This is a genomic window from Paenibacillus sp. FSL P2-0089 (genome assembly GCF_038595095.1).
GTDB lineage: Bacteria > Bacillota > Bacilli > Paenibacillales > Paenibacillaceae > Paenibacillus_AQ > Paenibacillus_AQ silagei.
Map to the genome: position 1 here is coordinate 2,531,617 of NZ_CP152006.1, position 16,633 is coordinate 2,548,249.

Below are 16,633 nucleotides of genomic sequence, written 5' to 3' on the forward strand. Positions count from 1 at the left end.
TTTAGTTAGTTTCTTTTATAAGTAAATCCGATAATTCCCGCTCAGCGCCAGCATGGTGAAGAAGTATAGACAGTTGTCGTAATACCGCCGTTCTCCAGTGCGCAGCGGGGTGTCCCAGAATAGCTTGACGAAATGCCCGGCATCCGGGCCATCGGCGGCAAGCGAGGCCATGGCGAGAGTGGATAGCAGGCCGACCGGATGCAGCGAAGGCTCGTCGAACGGCTGACCGTCAATGGTATACCGCCGGTAATCAGCCGGATCGATATCGCGGAAGAAAGCCTGAATGCGGTTAGACTGCTCTATCTGCCAAGGATCGCAGCGGAACCATTCATAATCCAGCCCAATGTTGGCGGCGACCCGGTAAGCATCACTGAAGAAGTGGCGGAAGTCGCCATGCGGTTGAGGTTCCGCCGGAGTTCCGTCATAGTTGGCGTATTCCGGCGACAGCCCGGTAACCGGGTGGCAGGCCAGATGCAGGTAATCCCGACTCCGAGCAGCGGCATCCTTCCAGAACGCCCGGTCTGCTTCATCCGCTTGCAGCGCAAACAAATCATAGAAATGCGGCAAATGATAGGAGGGATCGCTGAACGGAGTCTCCGGGATGAACTTGATCAGCCGGGTCTCCGGGTCCCACATCGGATGGCCTTCCCCGTCTTCTCCCTTGTGCACACAAGCGCGGAGAATGATTCTGGCCTGCTCGGAATAATTGAATGGCGCGGCCCCGTCACCCCAGCGGCGGGAAGCGAAGAATAGTGCCATCGCGAAGAACTCTTCTCCATCCGGCGCGGGGCCGGGAGACAACCGTGTACCATCCAGCTTGCATTGCCAGGCGAAATAATCCTTATATCGGCCCTCCGTATGCTGCATGAATACCTTGGCGAAATTCCAGAGCCGGTCGAACTCCTCCTTTTTATCCAGCTGAACCGCCATCATCATCCCGTAGGACATGCCCTCTGTGCGCACATCGGTATTGCCTGTATCTACAATATAACCCTTATCCTCATCCATAGTATGATAGAGCCGGACATCAGGGGCGCCGTAGAACATTTCGTTCCAGGTATCTTCCAGCCGCTGCTGAATCGCCTCCGGACGCAGTCCGTTCTCAAGGAACAGATTTCTGTACTCCCCTGTGTAAAAAGAGCCCTCTGTAGTATTCATCATAACATCCTCCAGGTGAATTTTATTTTGCCCAAGTATATCATAAGCGGCAGTATAGAGATTAAAGCGTTTTCCAGATATTTTATAGAGGATTCCGGCTCCGGCCCATAATCTAAGGATAGATCAAGCTTAGGTGTCTATATGTCATGGACTTCACGCCAAAAGCTTCTCTATACTGATAGGGACATGCTGCAAGATGAATAACAAGGTAAGGGTGATAGAGCTATGAATGAGGTGGCAGAGCTAATGAAGCTTACAGTCTACACGCGCATACCGAACCAGGATTACACCGGGTCTCTCGCCAACAGTGTTCATATGGCCTGTGCAGATGACCCTAACGAATTTCAGCCGCTGAACCGGAACTATGGCCTATTATTTGCCGTGGCCACCGTGGATGAGAAGAATGTGATTCATGAAAAAGGACTCAAAAACCCCTATCTGTTCCGCACACAGGATGGTGCTTTCGGGATGATTGCGGTAAGGATTGACGCCTCGGGGGAGGATGACGGGGAGAGCAGGGGGCAGATTCTGCTGTGGACCTCGCCGGATCTGGTGACCTTCGATGCCCAGCGGCTTGTCCGGCTCGATAATGAACGCTATGTAAAAGAAGCAGTCTGCGCACTGGACAGCACTGGCGGATATGAGATCCGCTGGCAGGACAATGACGGCAGCTATTATGTGAACCGGCTGGCCGACCTGCGGAAGCCGGAAGGGATCTCGCCGCCGGAGCCTGCGGAAGCTTACACAGTAGAGCGGCCCGCTCAGCCGCTGCCCGGAACCCGTCCGGGGAATGTGCTGACAGTTTACGGTCCCGCCGGCCGCAAGGTTCAGGCGGCCTGGACCCCGGTGCATAACACCGGTATTCGCGTGGAGGAGCAGGTCAGTGTCCACTCCGCCGGCGAATTGACAAAGGTCAGAGCCACAGCGCTATATTCTGACGGCTCCACTGCCGATAAGCGGGTGGCCTGGGATACCGCAGGGATTGATTTCACCTTGCCGGGAACACATACCATACATGGCAAAGTGGTCACTTATGACTTGCCGTTCCCGTTAGCAAGCGGCTATGCTGACCCGGTGATTCTCCCTTGGAACGGCAGGTATTACTTCCTGGCTACCAATGACAATGTCAATAATATCGGCATCTATGTCCGCGTGGCAGATACCTTGCAGGACTTATTCGCTCCGGGCTTCCAGGAAGCCGTTATACTGGATCTGAATGAGGAGCTGAACTTCATCCAGACCTTCTGGGCACCGGAATTCCATGTCATCGGCGGGGAGCTGTACATCCTGTTCGCTGTTGGCGGCAAGGTATGGGGACCGCAATGCCATCTGATGAAGCTGAACCCCGGCGGCGATATTATGAAGGCCGGGGATTGGAGTACGCCGGTCCGGGTGAAGCGGATGGACGGTACTCCATTGGCCGCAGACGGCATTACGCTGGATATGACTTATTTCAAGGCAGACGGCACCTCCTGTGTAGTCTGGTCTTACCGCAAAGGGATCGGAACGCCGCTGGATACCGGCTCCATGCTATACATCGCCACTGTAGATGAAGCGAACCCGGCGGTATTAACCAGTGAACCGGTGCTGCTGTCGCGTCCTCTGCTGGGCTGGGAGAATGTTCAGGGCACGATTAATAACGAAGGCCCGTATCCGCTCCTGACGGAAGATACCGTGTATATTGCCTATTCCGGCGGGGCGGCAACGGGATATACCTATGCGGTGGGCTGGTTAAGCATTCCACGGGGCGGCGATGTTCTGGATGCCGGTGCCTGGAATAAGGCGGGCACACCGGCACTTTCTTATTATTCGCTGGACGGGGTGTACGGTCCGGGGCATAATTCCTTTTTCCAGGATACAGACGGTACTATGCTAGTGCTCTACCACGGGGAAGAGCAGCTGGTGAAGCATGGAACGAGATGCTCGGCGATCCACAGAGTCCATTACAATAGTAACGGCGTACCCTTGCTCGATGTGGCCGGAGAGAGAGATGTACATCCGGATTACGCCGACTGCACGATACAGGTGACAGTGCTTGCTTAGTCTGGAGTCACGGCCATCCCAGAATGAAAAATTAACAACGACAATCTATATAACAAATGGAGGATGTTAGAATGACACAACAACAAGGATTCAACCCCTATCTGCCTTCCTGGGAGTACGTGCCGGATGCGGAGCCTTATGTTTTTGAAGGAAGAGTATATGTCTATGGCTCGCATGACCGGTTCAACGGACACGCCTTCTGTCTGAACGACTATGTCTGTTGGTCAGCGCCGGAGGACAATCTGGGCGATTGGCAGTATGAAGGGGTGATCTACAAGACGACAGATGACCCGCTCAACCCGGAAGGCAGCATGTGTCTCTATGCACCGGATGTGACGCAGGGACCGGACGGGCGCTACTATCTCTACTATGTACTGGACAAGGTTTCTGTCGTATCGGTAGCGGTCTGCGATAAGCCGGGCGGCAAATATGAATTCTACGGCCATGTAACCTACGGGGACGGCACGCGTCTGGGCGAACGGGAAGGCGATGAGCCGCAGTTTGACCCGGGGGTATTAACCGAAGGAGACACCACTTACCTGTATACCGGCTTCTGCGGATACGGCGACAAGTCCAGACACGGCGCGATGGCTACCGTACTGGGTCCCGATATGCTTACGATTATTGAAGAGCCTGTGTTCGTTGCACCGAGCCAGCCTTACAGCCAGGGAACCGGCTTCGAGGGCTATGAGTTCTTCGAGGCCCCTTCCATCCGCAAAAGAGGAGATATCTATTACCTGATCTATTCCTCCATCTCGATGCATGAGCTGTGTTATGCCACCAGCAGTCATCCTACCCGGGATTTCGTGTATCAGGGAGTCATTGTGAGCAACTGTGATCTGCATATCGATACGTATAAGCCTGCGGACCGGACGATGTATTACGGCGGCAATAACCACGGCAGCATCGTGGAGGTTAATGGAGCGTGGTATATCTTCTATCACCGGCATACCAACGGGACCGCGTTCTCGCGCCAGGGCTGCATCGAGCCGATTACGTTCCGTGAAGACGGCACCATCCCGCAGGTGGAGATCACAACCTCCGGCCCGAACGGCGGCCCGCTGGAGGGACGCGGAGAATATCCGGCTTATCTAGCCTGTCATTTGTTCACGAAGGATCAGGAGATGTATACCGGAGGGTTTGGCAAGGTGGGTGCGTGGATGGACAGCAGGTTCCCGAAGATTACCCAGGACGGCAGAGACGGCGACGAAGAGGTTGGCTATATTGCCAACATGACGGAGTCGGCGACCGCCGGGTTCAAGTATTTTGACTGCAAGGGAGTTAGCCGGGTCTCCATCAAGGTGCGGGGATATTGCCATGGGGAGTTCCAGGTGAAGACGGCTTGGGACGGGCCTGCGCTTGCTTCTATTCCGGTAGGCTTCACTAATGTCTGGAAAGAATATGCTGCGGAAGTGGAGATTCCGGACGGCGTGCAGGCCTTGTATTTCACATACACCGGAGGCGGCGGCGCTCAGTTTGCTTCATTTACACTGGAATAGACCGGAGGCATCAGACCAGGCATGACACAGACAGCAGGACCAGGGAGCGTGTTCCCGGTGCTGCTGTTTTGTCGTTCACATCGTAGAGCGTACGCTCTCAACCTGCTGCTACACGCCGGAAGAATACCGGGCCTTGTATTCTGAGGGGGTCATGTTCATATAATGCTTGAACCATTTGGAGAAATAGCTGACATGCTGGTAGCCTGACTCCAGTGCAGCCTCCAGCACATTGTATGATCCGCTGCGGAGCAGACTGGCCGCCTGGCTGATGCGGATATAATTCAGATACTCCATCGGGCGCATCCCTGTCTGAGCTTTGAAAAACTTGCAGAAATGCGAGCGGCTCAGCGCTACCACGGCGGCAAGCTGATCCAGCTCCAGCCTGTCGCGGGAATGCGCCTCCATATAGCTCAGCACCTCCCGGATCTGCCGGTTATATTCCCGGCCGTGCCGGGTCTCCGCGGCCGGGTTCAGCGTGGTCAGCCCGTATTGATAGCTGTCTGCGATGAACAGCAGTAAGAGCGCCTTCAGGCTCATTTCGTATGCCCCGGGCTTACGCTCATAGCGGCTTAACAGCTCCCTGATCAGCTGAAGCAAGGGGGAGTGGGCGGCATCTGCAGTAGATAACAGAGCGGGAAGCCGGACCTTCCCTTGCAGCACGGGGTCCAGGAACAGCTCCTGGACCCGGTCGGGCTGCGGCGAAGACAGCCAGGAGCCTTTGAACACGATGGAATAATAACAGGTGCCGCCCATTGCGGTGTCCATGCCCGAATGAAGCTCACCGGGATGAACGATCAGGGCATCTCCAGCCTGAATGGAGAACTCGCGGCTCTCAATATGGAAGGTAGCGTTGCCCTCTGCCAGATAGATCATCTCCATTTCGTTATGCCAGTGCACCGGAAGAATGGAATGCACGCGGGCCTGATGCTCCACCCGGTAGATATGCAGCGGGAATTCCGGCTGGCCGTGCAGCTTGTTCTCCCGGTAACGGTGTTCGTACATGATGCCCTCCTCTGAATCGCTATATTATGATGATATCGCGCAAATATATGTTAGATGAACCGCTATCAATAATAATATCATTATAACCAGAGGAAGTCATAAGGAAGGGTGGAACCATAATGAAACTGATAACTGTTCAATCCGGCGAGGCTGGCGTAAGGCTGGAGACTAGTGAGGGAATAATGCATATTGCCTGGTGTACGCCGGGGATTGCCAGAATCCGCTATACGCTGAATGCTGAGCTGAGCGGTAAAGAGAGTCTGATGGTGGTAAGCCGGCCAGAAGCCGAGACCGTACCTTACACTATCACAGAACCGCCCGGCCATCTGCAGATCTCAACGGCGCAGCTAATGATTGAAGTGGATAAAGAGACCTGTGCCTTCAGCTACAGAGCTGCGGACGGCACGCTGCTGACACGGGAGCCGGCCAGAGGCGGCAAAACCCTGGAGCGCACAGAGGTCTATCATACGGTATTCGATGCTTCGGCAGACACGGTAGAGACCGGACAGGGTGCGGATGGGCTGCGTGCCAGAGCGGAGGGAGTTAACCGGAGGCTGGACCGGGAGGCTTTTCATACAAAGGTGGAATTCGAATGGCAGGAAGGGGAGGCCCTGTACGGACTGGGCTCCCATGAAGAGGGGATGATGAACCTCCGGGGACGGCAGCAATACTTGTACCAGCAGAATATGAAGGCGGTTGTTCCGGTACTGGTGTCTACACGCGGCTACGGGATTCTGGTAGATTCGGGATCTTATATGACTTTTCATGACGATGCCTTTGGCTCGTACCTCTGGAGCGATGCGGATGAAGAGATGGATTACTATTTCATTTATGGTCCGGAATTCGATCAGATTACGGCGGGAATCCGCTATCTGACCGGAGAAGCACCGATGCTGCCGAAGTGGTCCTTCGGGTATGTGCAGTCCAAGGAAAGATACGTCTCCCAGGCGGAACTCCTTGCCACCGTGCAAGAGTATCGTGAACGTTCGCTTCCCCTCGACTGTATCGTACTTGACTGGCAGTCCTGGACGGGTAATCTGTGGGGACAAAAGACTTTCGATCCTGAGCGCTTCCCCGATCCCTCGCAGATGATGAACCGCCTGCACGCCATGAACGCCAAGCTGATGGTATCGATCTGGCCGATTATGGGCGCGGGCGGGGAGAATCATGAAGAGATGAAGGCACGCGGTTTCCTGCTCGGCAATCAGGCGACTTATGATGCCTTCTCGGAGGAGGCTCGTGCGCTGTACTGGAAGCAGGCCAACGAAGGGCTGTTCGCCCACGGCATTGATGCCTGGTGGTGCGATTGCACCGAGCCGTTCGAAGCGGACTGGAAGGGTGCGGTGAAGCCGGAGCCGGAGCAGCGGCTGCTGATTAATACGGAAGAATCGAAGCGGTACCTCGATCCGGGCTTGATCAATGCTTATTCCATGCAGCACTCCAAAGGGATCTATGAAGGCCAGCGTGCAGCGACCTCTGCGAAACGGGTGATCAATCTGACACGCTCCGCGTTCGCAGGACAGCACCGCTACGGCACGATTACATGGTCAGGCGATATAGCCGCCAACTGGGAGACGCTGAGGAAGCAGATAGCAGACGGCCTTAACTTTTGCATGACCGGTTCGCCTTATTGGACATTGGATATCGGGGCATTCTTCGTGAAGAATCACAAGGAGCAATGGTTCTGTAGCGGGGATTATGACGAAGGTGTTGCGGATCTGGGCTACCGGGAGCTGTATGTCCGCTGGTTCCAGCTCGGAGCCTTCCTGCCGATGTTCCGTTCCCATGGCACGGATACGCCGAGGGAGATATGGCAGTTCGGCCAGGAGGGTGAGCTGATGTATGACACGCTGGTGAACTATCTGAAGCTCCGTTACAGGCTCATGCCATACATCTACTCCCTGGCCGGAGCTGTGGCACACCGCAGCTATACTATGTTCCGTGCGCTGGCCTTCGATTACCGGGAAGATGTGCAGGTCCATGCCATCGGCGACCAGTTCATGTTCGGTCCGGCCTTCATGGTGGCTCCTGTGACAGAGGCCATGTATTACGGTCCCGGCTCCCGCGAGCTTGAGGGGGTTCTTAAGCAGCGCCGGGTCTACCTCCCTGAAGGCGAATGGTATGATTATTGGAGCGATGAACGGCTGGAGGGCGGCGTGACGATTGAAGCCAAGGCGGATCTGGAGACGCTACCCCTGTATGTCCGTGCCGGGTCCATTGTTCCGCTCGGCCCCGATGTTCAATATACGGATGAACAGCCGGAGGCGGTGACGAGACTCAAGGTATATGGCGGCAAGGATGCAGCCTTCACCCTGTATGAAGATGAAGGCGATAATTATAATTATGAGACCGGCGCCTATGCCATGATTGAGCTGAGCTGGTGTGAAGCGGACCGCAGCCTGACTATCGGGAAGCGGGCCGGAGACTATGCCGGAATGCAGGCGGTAAGGCAATTTGCCGTAGAGCTGGCCGGTTATGCGGGAAGCCGCATCGTCACTTATGAAGGGGAAGCTGTAATTGTCCGTGAAGCGGACCTGCAGAGCTGAGACTTCATTCGATGTGTGACTCATTGTACGCTTGATAGAGAAGCTCTACTAGGCTCTGTTACTCTTGCGGTAGGCGGCGGGTGTCATGCTGGTGATTCTTTTGAATGTACGGTAGAAATGGGGCAGGCTCTCGAAGCCGCAGGCCATGGCAATCTGCTCGATGGTATAGCTTGATTGCAGCAGGCTGTCCTTGGCGGCAAAAATCCGCTTCGTCGCAATATAATCCGTCACATTCATGCCCAGACGCTGCTTGAAGACCCGGCTGAAGTGGGCCGGTGAGATCGACGCCCGTGCAGCCAGAGAGCTTAGCTCCAGCGGCTGATCCAGATGATCGTTGATATAGCTGAGCGCCTCACGGAACCACTCCGGCAGCAAGGGACTTGAAGCGACAGGCTCAGTGGCTTGCGGCAGGCAGTAGCGGTTCAGATGCAGCAATGTAAGATGAAGCAGCAGCGTAAGCGCCTGCCCGCCGTCCGGCTGATTCTGCTCACGTTCCCGGTGGATCGCATCGATATCATTTTGCAGAATTTCAGCATGCTCTGGAGACAGGGTATACTTGTACTGCTTGTTTGTCTTGGCAGCGTCGAACAGCTTCAGATAGGGATAAGACTCACTGTAGGTATGGTTATGGACCAGAGCCGGGCTGAAAAAAAGGGCAGAGGAGGTCACCGGCTCCTCATTGTCGGGAAATCCCCGGTGTACCGTGTTTCCGGGAACGACAATAATGTCACCCGGATGCATCTCATAAAAGGTCTGATCGATGAAAAAGCTTCCTTTGCCGCCGTATACGTAAATGAATTCGTACCAGTCATGCTGGTGGTCGGGCAGCTCGCGCTGCGGACTTTTTGTTTCCTTATAGTCCAGCAGCAGCGTAACCGGCAATTGATGGTCAAAATGCCTGCGGATCGGTTCCATGAAGTCGCCCCCTGAGTTATATCTCTGCATTCTTACCCACATCATATCAAAATAAGGTATAGATTTGTTTGTTTAAGCTATTTTTATTCCTTTATCGGATGTTTACAATAAGGTGGAATGGAGGCGTTATCATGTATATTGATGCTCACCAGCATTATTGGAAGATAGACAGGGATGATTATGGATGGATTACGCCGGAGATTCCGGTGCTGTTCCGGGATTATCTGCCCGCTGATCTGGAGCCGGAGCTAATGAAGCACGGGATCAGCCGTACGATTGTCGTACAGGCTGCACCTACGGTGGAGGAGACGGAATATATTCTGGGACTCAGCGGGCAGGCGGAGTCTGTCGCGGGCGTGATTGGCTGGCTGGATCTGGCAAGCCCTTCCTTCCAGGCCGAATTCGAGCGTCTCAGCAGACATCCGAAGTTCACCGGGCTGCGGGTGATGATTCAGGAGATGGCGGACCCCGGTGTGCTTTTGACCCGGCCTTATATAGAAGCGCTCTCATACCTTGCGGAGCGGGATATGCCGGTGGACCTGCTGGTGCTGACCGATCAACTTCCGCAGCTCATTGAGATGCTGGAACAGGTTCCGGGACTGCGGGGAGTCATTGATCACCTGGCCAAGCCGCCGATTGCTTCGGGTAGCCTGGAGCCGTGGCGAAGCCTGATGGCGGAGGTTGCCAAGCATCCGGGAATTTACTGCAAGCTGTCCGGGATGGTCACTGAAGCAGATCCCCAGGGCTGGACGCAGGAGGATTTCACGGATTACGTACATGCTGTGCTGGAGCTGTTCGGACCCGGGCGGGTGATGTTCGGCAGCGACTGGCCTGTGTGCCTGATGGCGGCAACCTATGAGGAGGTTGTGGGGATTCTGCGCACAGCACTGCAAGGACGATTGTCTTCGGAAGAGATGGAGCCGGTATTTGGAGCGAATGCTGCTAGATTTTATAAGCTGGATTCACTAATTATAGGAGGTTGAGCGATATGAAATACAGAAAGCTGGGCAATACGGGACTGGATGTCTCCGCATTAAGCTTCGGGGCCTCTTCGCTGGGCAGCGTGTTCCGGGAGGTTCCGAAGGATGAGGCTATCCTCACGGTTCATACGGCGATTGATCTGGGGATTAACCTCATTGACGTCTCCCCTTACTACGGCCTGATGAAGGCGGAGACAGTGCTGGGTGAGGCACTCCAGACGGTACCGCGCGACAAGTATATCCTGAGCACGAAGGCCGGACGTTACGGCGAGGGGGAATTCGATTTCTCCAGAGAGCGGATCATCCGCAGCGCGGAAGAGAGCATGGCCCGCCTGGGCACGGATTACCTGGATATTCTGCTGCTGCATGATGTTGAATTCGGCTCGCTTACACAGGTGATGGAGGAGGGGATTCCGGCGTTGGAAGAGCTGAAGCAGGCGGGCAAAATCCGTTACTTCGGCGTCAGCGGCCTGCCGCTGAGTGTATTCGAGAAGGTGCTGCCGCAGACCAAGCTGGATGTCATTCTGTCCTATTGTCATTATTCGCTGAACGATACCACACTGCTCCGGCTCCTTCCGCTGCTGGAGGAGAGCGGCACAGGGCTGATGAATGCGTCGCCCATCTCGATGGGGCTGCTCAGCAACCGTAAGGTGCCGGATTGGCATCCGGCAGGAGCGGAGATTCAGGCCGCATGTCAGCGCGCCGCTGAGTATTGCAGGGACAAGGGAGAAGACATCGCCAAGCTGGCGGTCCAGTTCTCCACCGCGAACGAGCAGATTCCTACGACCTTGGTCAGCACGGCGACGCCAGCCAATATCCGCAACAATATCAAGTGGACCGAAGAGCCGATGGACGAACAATTACTGGCAGAAGTACGCGATATTCTGAAGCCGATTGATGGGGCTACTTGGCCGAGCGGCCGGGCAGAATGGAACGAAGCACCAGGCCGGAACGGGGAGCGCTTATAATGAAGGGAATTATTTGTGAGGAGATCGGAAAATTCGTATTCAGGGAAGATCTGCCGGAGCCGGAGCTGGTGGACGGGGAAGCGGTTGTAAGCATCCGCCGGATCGGCATCTGCGGGACAGATCTCCACGCTTACCGGGGCAACCAGCCTTATTTCACTTATCCGCGTGTGCTGGGGCATGAGCTGTCCGGGATTATTGAGCGCATTGGCGACAACGCGCAAGGGCTACAGGCCGGTGACCAGGTCAGTGTCATTCCGTATCTGCATTGCGGAGAGTGCCGGGCCTGTCTGAGCGGTAAAACGAATTGCTGCCAGAAAATGAGAGTGTTCGGTGTTCACCTGGATGGCGGAATGCGGGAACGGGTGAGTCTGCCTGTCGGCAATCTGCTGAAGACAGACGGGCTGACGCTGGATCAGGCGGCCATGCTGGAGCCGCTGGCGATCGGTGCCCATGCGGTGCGGCGCTCGGGTGTCGGTGCGGGGGAGCAGGTGCTGGTGATCGGGGCCGGACCGATCGGACTGGGCGTGATGGCCATGGCCCGGTACGCTGGGGCGAAGGTCATTGCGATGGATGTCAACGATGAACGTCTGGCCTTCTGCAAGGGCTGGGCGCAGGCAGAGCATACGGTAAGCGCCTTGAAGGAGCCGAATGAACAGCTATCGGCGCTTACAGACGGCAATTTCCTGCCGCATGTCATTGATTCCACCGGCAACATCTCTTCTATGGAAGGGGCTTTCGGATTGGTCGGGCATGGCGGTACGTTGACTTATGTCGGCTTGGTTAAAGGGAACATTACCTTCAGTGACCCTGATTTCCATGCCCGTGAGATGACGGTGCAGGGCAGCAGAAATGCGACCCGCGAGGACTTCGAACGGGTGATTAACGCCATTAGGGACGGTTATATTAATGTGGACCGCTATATTTCCCACCGCTGCTTCTTCGGTGAGATGATCGGGCAGTTCGAGAGCTGGCTGAATCCTGAAACCAAGGTGATCAAGGCGCTGGTGGAACTGAATTAACTGCGAAGGAGCGAAGAAACGATGACAAGCAAGGAACACAGCCAGCGGTTATGGTATAGTGAACCGGCACAGAATTGGAATGAGGCGCTGCCGATCGGCAACGGCCGGCTCGGGGCGATGATCTTTGGCGGGGTGGCTGAGGAGAAGCTGCAGCTTAATGAGGATTCCGTATGGTACGGAGGTCCGCGTGACCGCAACAATGAAGATGCGCTGCCCCACTTGCCGAAGCTCCGCCAGCTGATTCTGGAAGGCAAGCTGAGGGAGGCGGAGGAGCTGGCGGCCATGACGATGATGGGGCTGCCGGAAGCGCAGCGCCATTATCTGCCGCTTGGCGACCTGTTACTGTCGTTCGGCGGACATGAGCAGCCTGCTCAGGACTATCAGCGGGAGCTTAATCTCGAATCCGGTGTATCCCAGGTGAGTTATTCCACCGGCGGAGTGCGGTATACCCGTGAGCTGTTCGCCAGCTTCCCGGATCAAGCCATCGTGGTGCGGATTACCGCTGACCGGAAGAACGCAATCTCCCTGAAGGCCAGATTCAACCGCCAGAACTGGAGAATGCTGGAGAAAACCGAGAAATGGAATGACAGCGGGCTGGTGATGGGCGGAGAAAGCGGCGGGCGCGGAGGCAGCTCCTTCGCTGCCGTACTCAAGGCCGTCACAGAAGACGGAACCTGCCGCAACATCGGCGAATATGTGCTGGTGGAGGGGGCGAGCTCGGTTACGCTGCTGCTTGCCGCAGGAACCACGTTCCGCCATCTTGATCCGGCGCTGCATGCCAAGCTGCAGCTTGAAGAGCTAAGCAGCGTTCCTTATGACAAGCTGCTTGCCCGCCATGTCGCGGATTACCGCAGTTTGTATGGCCGGACCTCACTGACGCTCCCGGAGAACCCGGAGCTGAGCGGACTGCCGACCAGTGAACGGCTGAATCGGTTCCGGCAGGGGGGAGAGGATCACGGGCTAATTACAACCTACTTCCAGTATGGCCGTTATCTGCTGATCGCCTCCAGCCGTCCCGGCTCTCTGCCTGCGAATCTGCAGGGCATCTGGAATGACAGCTTCACCCCGGCTTGGGACAGCAAATTCACGATTAACATCAACGCGCAAATGAATTACTGGCCGGCCGAACTCTGCAATCTGGCGGAATGCCATGAGCCGCTGTTCGATCTGATCGAACGGATGCGTGAGCCGGGACGGGTGACCGCGAAGGTGATGTACGGCTGCGGCGGCTTCACGGCACACCACAATACAGACATCTGGGCAGATACTGCTCCTCAGGATACGTATATGTCAGCCTCGTTCTGGCCGCTGGGAGCAGCTTGGCTGTGTCTGCATATGTGGGAACATTACCGGTTCAGCCAGGACCGCCAGTATCTGGCGAATGCCTACGATACGATGAAGGAATCTGCACAGTTCCTGTTGGATTACCTGATAGAGGATGAATCGGGCCGGCTGATTACCTGCCCGTCCGTCTCGCCGGAGAACACGTACCAGCTTCCCGGCGGGGAATCAGGCGTGCTGTGTGCCGGAGCCTCCATGGACTTCCAGATTATTGAGGCGCTGTTCAAGGCCTGCATTCAGAGCGCGGAAATCATCGGACGGGATGAGGCATTCCGCGAAGAGCTCCGCTCAGCGCTGAACCGCTTGCCGGGGCCGCAGATCGGTAAATACGGCCAGATTCAGGAATGGATGGAGGATTATGAAGAGGTAGAGCCTGGGCACCGTCATATCTCGCATCTGTTTGCGCTATATCCGGGGGATGCCTTCACAGTGGAGCATACACCGGAGCTGGCGGCAGCTGCCCGTACGACGCTGGAACGCAGACTTGCCAGCGGCGGAGGACATACCGGCTGGAGCCGGGCGTGGATCATTAATTTCTGGGCGCGGCTCCAGGATGAAGGCAAGGCTTATACGAATGTACGGGCGCTGCTGGAGCATTCCACCTTGCCGAATCTATTCGATAACCATCCACCGTTCCAGATTGACGGGAACTTCGGAGGAACAGCGGGCATCGCGGAGATGCTGCTGCAGAGTCATACAGATAGAATCAGACTGCTGCCTGCATTGCCTGCGGACTGGAACGAGGGCAGTGTCAAGGGACTGCGGGCAAGAGGCGGCTATACGCTGGACTTCTCGTGGGCGGACGGACATGTTACTGAAGTGATTGTTACCTGTACGGTATCCGGCACATGCCGCCTGGAAGGCCCGGGACTGGCTCCGGTATCGTTCGCTGGAGAAGCGGGTAGTTCGTATACCTTCACCGGGTAGATTAATATTAGGCTGGCTAGTTGACGAATAGGATAGTATAGTAATGTGGGATTGGCGTATTTGCGCCAGTCCTTTTTGCGTGCGTGGTTGGCTAGAACGTCGAGCGGGCCGGATGTAATCGAAAAACCGATCACAATGGAACCGGGAGCGGCGCGTGGACCAATGAAGAGCATTAATGCCTTTGATTTCGCCGGAATCCGCCGGATTCCGCCAAAATCCGGCAACCCTTGCAGGCCGTAAGCAGGCTCATCCCCAAGCGCAGCCAGCTCTGAAAGAACGGCAATTCCGCTGCCACGCTGCAAGCAAGCGTTTTCTTTTTATGAATTTTCAGGGGGGAAGACCTATATTCTATGAATTGTAAGCGCATTCTGAAAACGTATAATTAAAGTTGTCACCAGGAGAAATGATAAGCATAAGCGATTAGCCAAAAAGGGGAGGCATAACAACATGCACAAAACGGCAAAACGTTCAGCAGCAGCCGCTGCGGCCGGTGTATTAGCACTCACACTGGCATTGACAGGCTGTGGATCAAGCAATAACACCAGCAACACAGGCACCAAGGATACCGCCACTGGAGGAAACGCCAGCCCGGCAGCAGCCGGAGACGACACGGCTCCGGTAACGTTCTCGGTATTCATGAACGGTCCCGGACAACAGCCAACGCCTGACAATAAGATTCTGAAGCTGATCAAAGACGAGACCGGAATCACCTTCAACCAGGAATTCCTGGTCGGCGACCTGCAGCAGAAGCTCGGGGTCATGATTGCCGGGGGCGATTACCCGGACATCCTGTCGGGTGACGACAAATTAATCAATGCCAAGGCATACATTCCGCTGGAGGATCTGATTGAGAAATACGCTCCCAACCTGAAGAAGCATTACGGTGCGGTCTGGAACCAGATCAAGGATGAGAGTGACGGCCACATCTACGTACTGCCAAGCTATGGCGTCTATCAAGGTAAAATTACCGAGCCTACTTATCAGGGACCAGGCTTCTGGCTGCAAAAAGGCGTGCTTGAGGAAATGGGCTACCCTACTCCCAAGACCCTGGATGAGTACTTCGATATCATTGCCAAATATAAAGAAAAACACCCGGATATGATCGGGTTCGAATCACTCAACTTCGACTGGCGCGTGTTCCCGCTGCAGAATCCCCCAGAGCATCTGTCGGGGCATCCGAATGACGGGGCCGTTATTGTAGATAACAATGTAGCACAGATTTTTGCCGACAAGGATATCTCCAAGACCTACTACAAGAAGCTTAATGATATCAACGCTCAAGGCTTGATGGATAAAGAAGCGTTCGTACAGAACTATGACCAGTACCTCGCCAAGGTAGCAAGCGGTAAGGTCATCGGGATGTTCGACCAGCACTGGAACTTCCAGGACGGCGAGAAATCCCTGATCTCCCAAGGCAAGCTGGAAAATACGTATATCGGCTTCCCTCTGCTCTATCCGGGCGCAGAAGAATGGTATCGTGACCGCGGAGCGGTCGGTACTAACCGCGGATTCGGAATTTCGATCAATGCTAAGGATCCTGTCCGCATTATCAAATTCTGGGATAAGATGATTACCGAGGATTGGCAGAAGACGCTTCAATGGGGCGTGAAAGGCGAAGATTATGAAGTGAATGCAGACGGCTCCTTCTACCGTACACCTGAGCAACGGGCCAATGCGGATCAGACCAGTTGGCAGGTTGCTAACAAAATCTCAGGGATGTTCGGTTACATGCCTAAGATTCAAGGTACGTACAGCGACGGCAACGCAGCAGATGCCGGTACACAGCCTCAGGAATTCTTCGACAGCCTGAAGCCTTACGACCAGAAGATTCTGAAGGCGTACAACAAGAAATCATGGTCCGAATTCTTCAAGGAACCAAAAGAGAACAATATCTACTTCCCTGCGTATTCCATCGTGCTTAAGGATGGTTCACCTGCACAGCTCGCACAGTCCAAACTGAATGACCTCATGATTAAGTATTTGCCGAAAGCCATTATGGCCAGCCCTGCTGAGTTCGACGGCGTGTGGCAGGATTATGTGGACAGAATCCACAAGCTGGACATCAAGGCCTATGAGGACCGGATGAATGAAGGCATTCAGCAGCGTATCGAAAAATGGAGCGTTAAATAAACCATTCAATACAGAAATAGGAGCGGGAAATGCTGTTTCCCGCTCTTCCTAAATAGGAATGCGTGAATAGGACAACGTGGAGAGAATGATTTTTACAGGAGGGAA

Annotated in this window: 11 protein-coding genes; 8 read left to right on the plus strand and 3 right to left on the minus strand. The window is 55.1% G+C overall.

Going from position 1 to position 16,633, the window contains the following annotated elements; all coding sequences use genetic code 11:
* Positions 1 to 15: 15 nt before the first annotated feature.
* Positions 16 to 1,158 carry a glycosyl hydrolase family 8 gene (locus NST69_RS10240; RefSeq protein ID WP_340979156.1) on the minus strand — a complete coding sequence of 381 codons (1,143 nt, stop codon included), beginning with the start codon at positions 1,156 to 1,158 and terminating at the stop codon, positions 16 to 18.
* A 225-nt stretch (positions 1,159 to 1,383) separates the two neighbouring features.
* Between NST69_RS10240 and NST69_RS10245 the strand changes: the two genes are divergently transcribed.
* Together NST69_RS10245 and NST69_RS10250 are read left to right on the plus strand one after the other, a co-directional pair.
* Positions 1,384 to 3,201 (plus strand): family 43 glycosylhydrolase, encoded by a 1,818-nt coding sequence (locus NST69_RS10245; RefSeq protein WP_342549166.1) that lies wholly within the window; start codon positions 1,384 to 1,386, stop codon positions 3,199 to 3,201.
* A 71-nt stretch (positions 3,202 to 3,272) separates the two neighbouring features.
* The gene (locus tag NST69_RS10250; RefSeq protein WP_342549167.1) at positions 3,273 to 4,700 is read left to right on the plus strand and encodes a family 43 glycosylhydrolase; all 1,428 of its coding nucleotides are present in this window, start codon (positions 3,273 to 3,275) and stop codon (positions 4,698 to 4,700) included.
* Between the two features lie 108 nt (positions 4,701 to 4,808).
* On the opposite strand, the gene NST69_RS10255 is transcribed toward NST69_RS10250, so the two are convergent.
* Complete coding sequence (locus NST69_RS10255) at positions 4,809 to 5,702, minus strand: AraC family transcriptional regulator (protein WP_342549168.1); 894 nt, start codon at positions 5,700 to 5,702, stop codon at positions 4,809 to 4,811.
* A gap of 119 nt (positions 5,703 to 5,821) precedes the next feature.
* Between NST69_RS10255 and NST69_RS10260 the strand changes: the two genes are divergently transcribed.
* Positions 5,822 to 8,248, plus strand: a complete 2,427-nt coding sequence (locus NST69_RS10260) for a TIM-barrel domain-containing protein (RefSeq protein WP_342549169.1) — start codon at positions 5,822 to 5,824, stop codon at positions 8,246 to 8,248.
* A 48-nt stretch (positions 8,249 to 8,296) separates the two neighbouring features.
* Here the strand turns inward: NST69_RS10260 and NST69_RS10265 are convergent, their stop codons facing one another.
* Positions 8,297 to 9,163: an AraC family transcriptional regulator gene (locus NST69_RS10265; protein WP_342549170.1), complete on the minus strand. Its 867-nt coding sequence runs from the start codon at positions 9,161 to 9,163 to the stop codon at positions 8,297 to 8,299.
* A gap of 131 nt (positions 9,164 to 9,294) precedes the next feature.
* Here NST69_RS10265 and NST69_RS10270 point away from each other — a divergent pair, with 131 nt between their 5' ends.
* The 5 genes from NST69_RS10270 (at position 9,295) to NST69_RS10290 (ending at position 16,528) form a co-directional block, all read left to right on the plus strand.
* Positions 9,295 to 10,146: an amidohydrolase family protein gene (locus NST69_RS10270; RefSeq protein WP_342549171.1), complete on the plus strand. Its 852-nt coding sequence runs from the start codon at positions 9,295 to 9,297 to the stop codon at positions 10,144 to 10,146.
* Between the two features lie 5 nt (positions 10,147 to 10,151).
* Positions 10,152 to 11,111 carry an aldo/keto reductase gene (locus NST69_RS10275; RefSeq protein WP_209878089.1) on the plus strand — a complete coding sequence of 320 codons (960 nt, stop codon included), beginning with the start codon at positions 10,152 to 10,154 and terminating at the stop codon, positions 11,109 to 11,111.
* A complete protein-coding gene (locus tag NST69_RS10280) occupies positions 11,111 to 12,130 on the plus strand; it encodes a zinc-binding alcohol dehydrogenase family protein (protein ID WP_342549172.1) in 1,020 nt (339 codons plus the stop codon). The genes NST69_RS10275 and NST69_RS10280 overlap by 1 nt, the downstream gene beginning before the upstream one ends.
* Positions 12,131 to 12,151: 21 nt before the next feature.
* On the plus strand, positions 12,152 to 14,398 hold the full coding sequence (locus tag NST69_RS10285; protein ID WP_342549173.1) for a glycoside hydrolase family 95 protein: 2,247 nt from the start codon (positions 12,152 to 12,154) through the stop codon (positions 14,396 to 14,398).
* Positions 14,399 to 14,845: 447 nt separating this feature from the next.
* On the plus strand, positions 14,846 to 16,528 hold the full coding sequence (locus NST69_RS10290; protein ID WP_036724956.1) for an extracellular solute-binding protein: 1,683 nt from the start codon (positions 14,846 to 14,848) through the stop codon (positions 16,526 to 16,528).
* The last annotated feature ends 105 nt before the right edge of the window (positions 16,529 to 16,633 follow it).

Excerpts from the sequence above, each read along its gene's own strand:
- NST69_RS10240 (WP_340979156.1), bottom strand. The coding sequence starts at position 1,158 with ATGAATACTACAGAGGGCTCTTTTTACACAGGGGAGTACAGAAATCTG.
- NST69_RS10245 (WP_342549166.1), top strand. The coding sequence starts at position 1,384 with ATGAATGAGGTGGCAGAGCTAATGAAGCTTACAGTCTACACGCGCATA.
- NST69_RS10250 (WP_342549167.1), top strand. The coding sequence starts at position 3,273 with ATGACACAACAACAAGGATTCAACCCCTATCTGCCTTCCTGGGAGTAC.
- NST69_RS10255 (WP_342549168.1), bottom strand. The coding sequence starts at position 5,702 with ATGTACGAACACCGTTACCGGGAGAACAAGCTGCACGGCCAGCCGGAA.
- NST69_RS10260 (WP_342549169.1), top strand. The coding sequence starts at position 5,822 with ATGAAACTGATAACTGTTCAATCCGGCGAGGCTGGCGTAAGGCTGGAG.
- NST69_RS10265 (WP_342549170.1), bottom strand. The coding sequence starts at position 9,163 with ATGGAACCGATCCGCAGGCATTTTGACCATCAATTGCCGGTTACGCTG.
- NST69_RS10270 (WP_342549171.1), top strand. The coding sequence starts at position 9,295 with ATGTATATTGATGCTCACCAGCATTATTGGAAGATAGACAGGGATGAT.
- NST69_RS10275 (WP_209878089.1), top strand. The coding sequence starts at position 10,152 with ATGAAATACAGAAAGCTGGGCAATACGGGACTGGATGTCTCCGCATTA.
- NST69_RS10280 (WP_342549172.1), top strand. The coding sequence starts at position 11,111 with ATGAAGGGAATTATTTGTGAGGAGATCGGAAAATTCGTATTCAGGGAA.
- NST69_RS10285 (WP_342549173.1), top strand. The coding sequence starts at position 12,152 with ATGACAAGCAAGGAACACAGCCAGCGGTTATGGTATAGTGAACCGGCA.
- NST69_RS10290 (WP_036724956.1), top strand. The coding sequence starts at position 14,846 with ATGCACAAAACGGCAAAACGTTCAGCAGCAGCCGCTGCGGCCGGTGTA.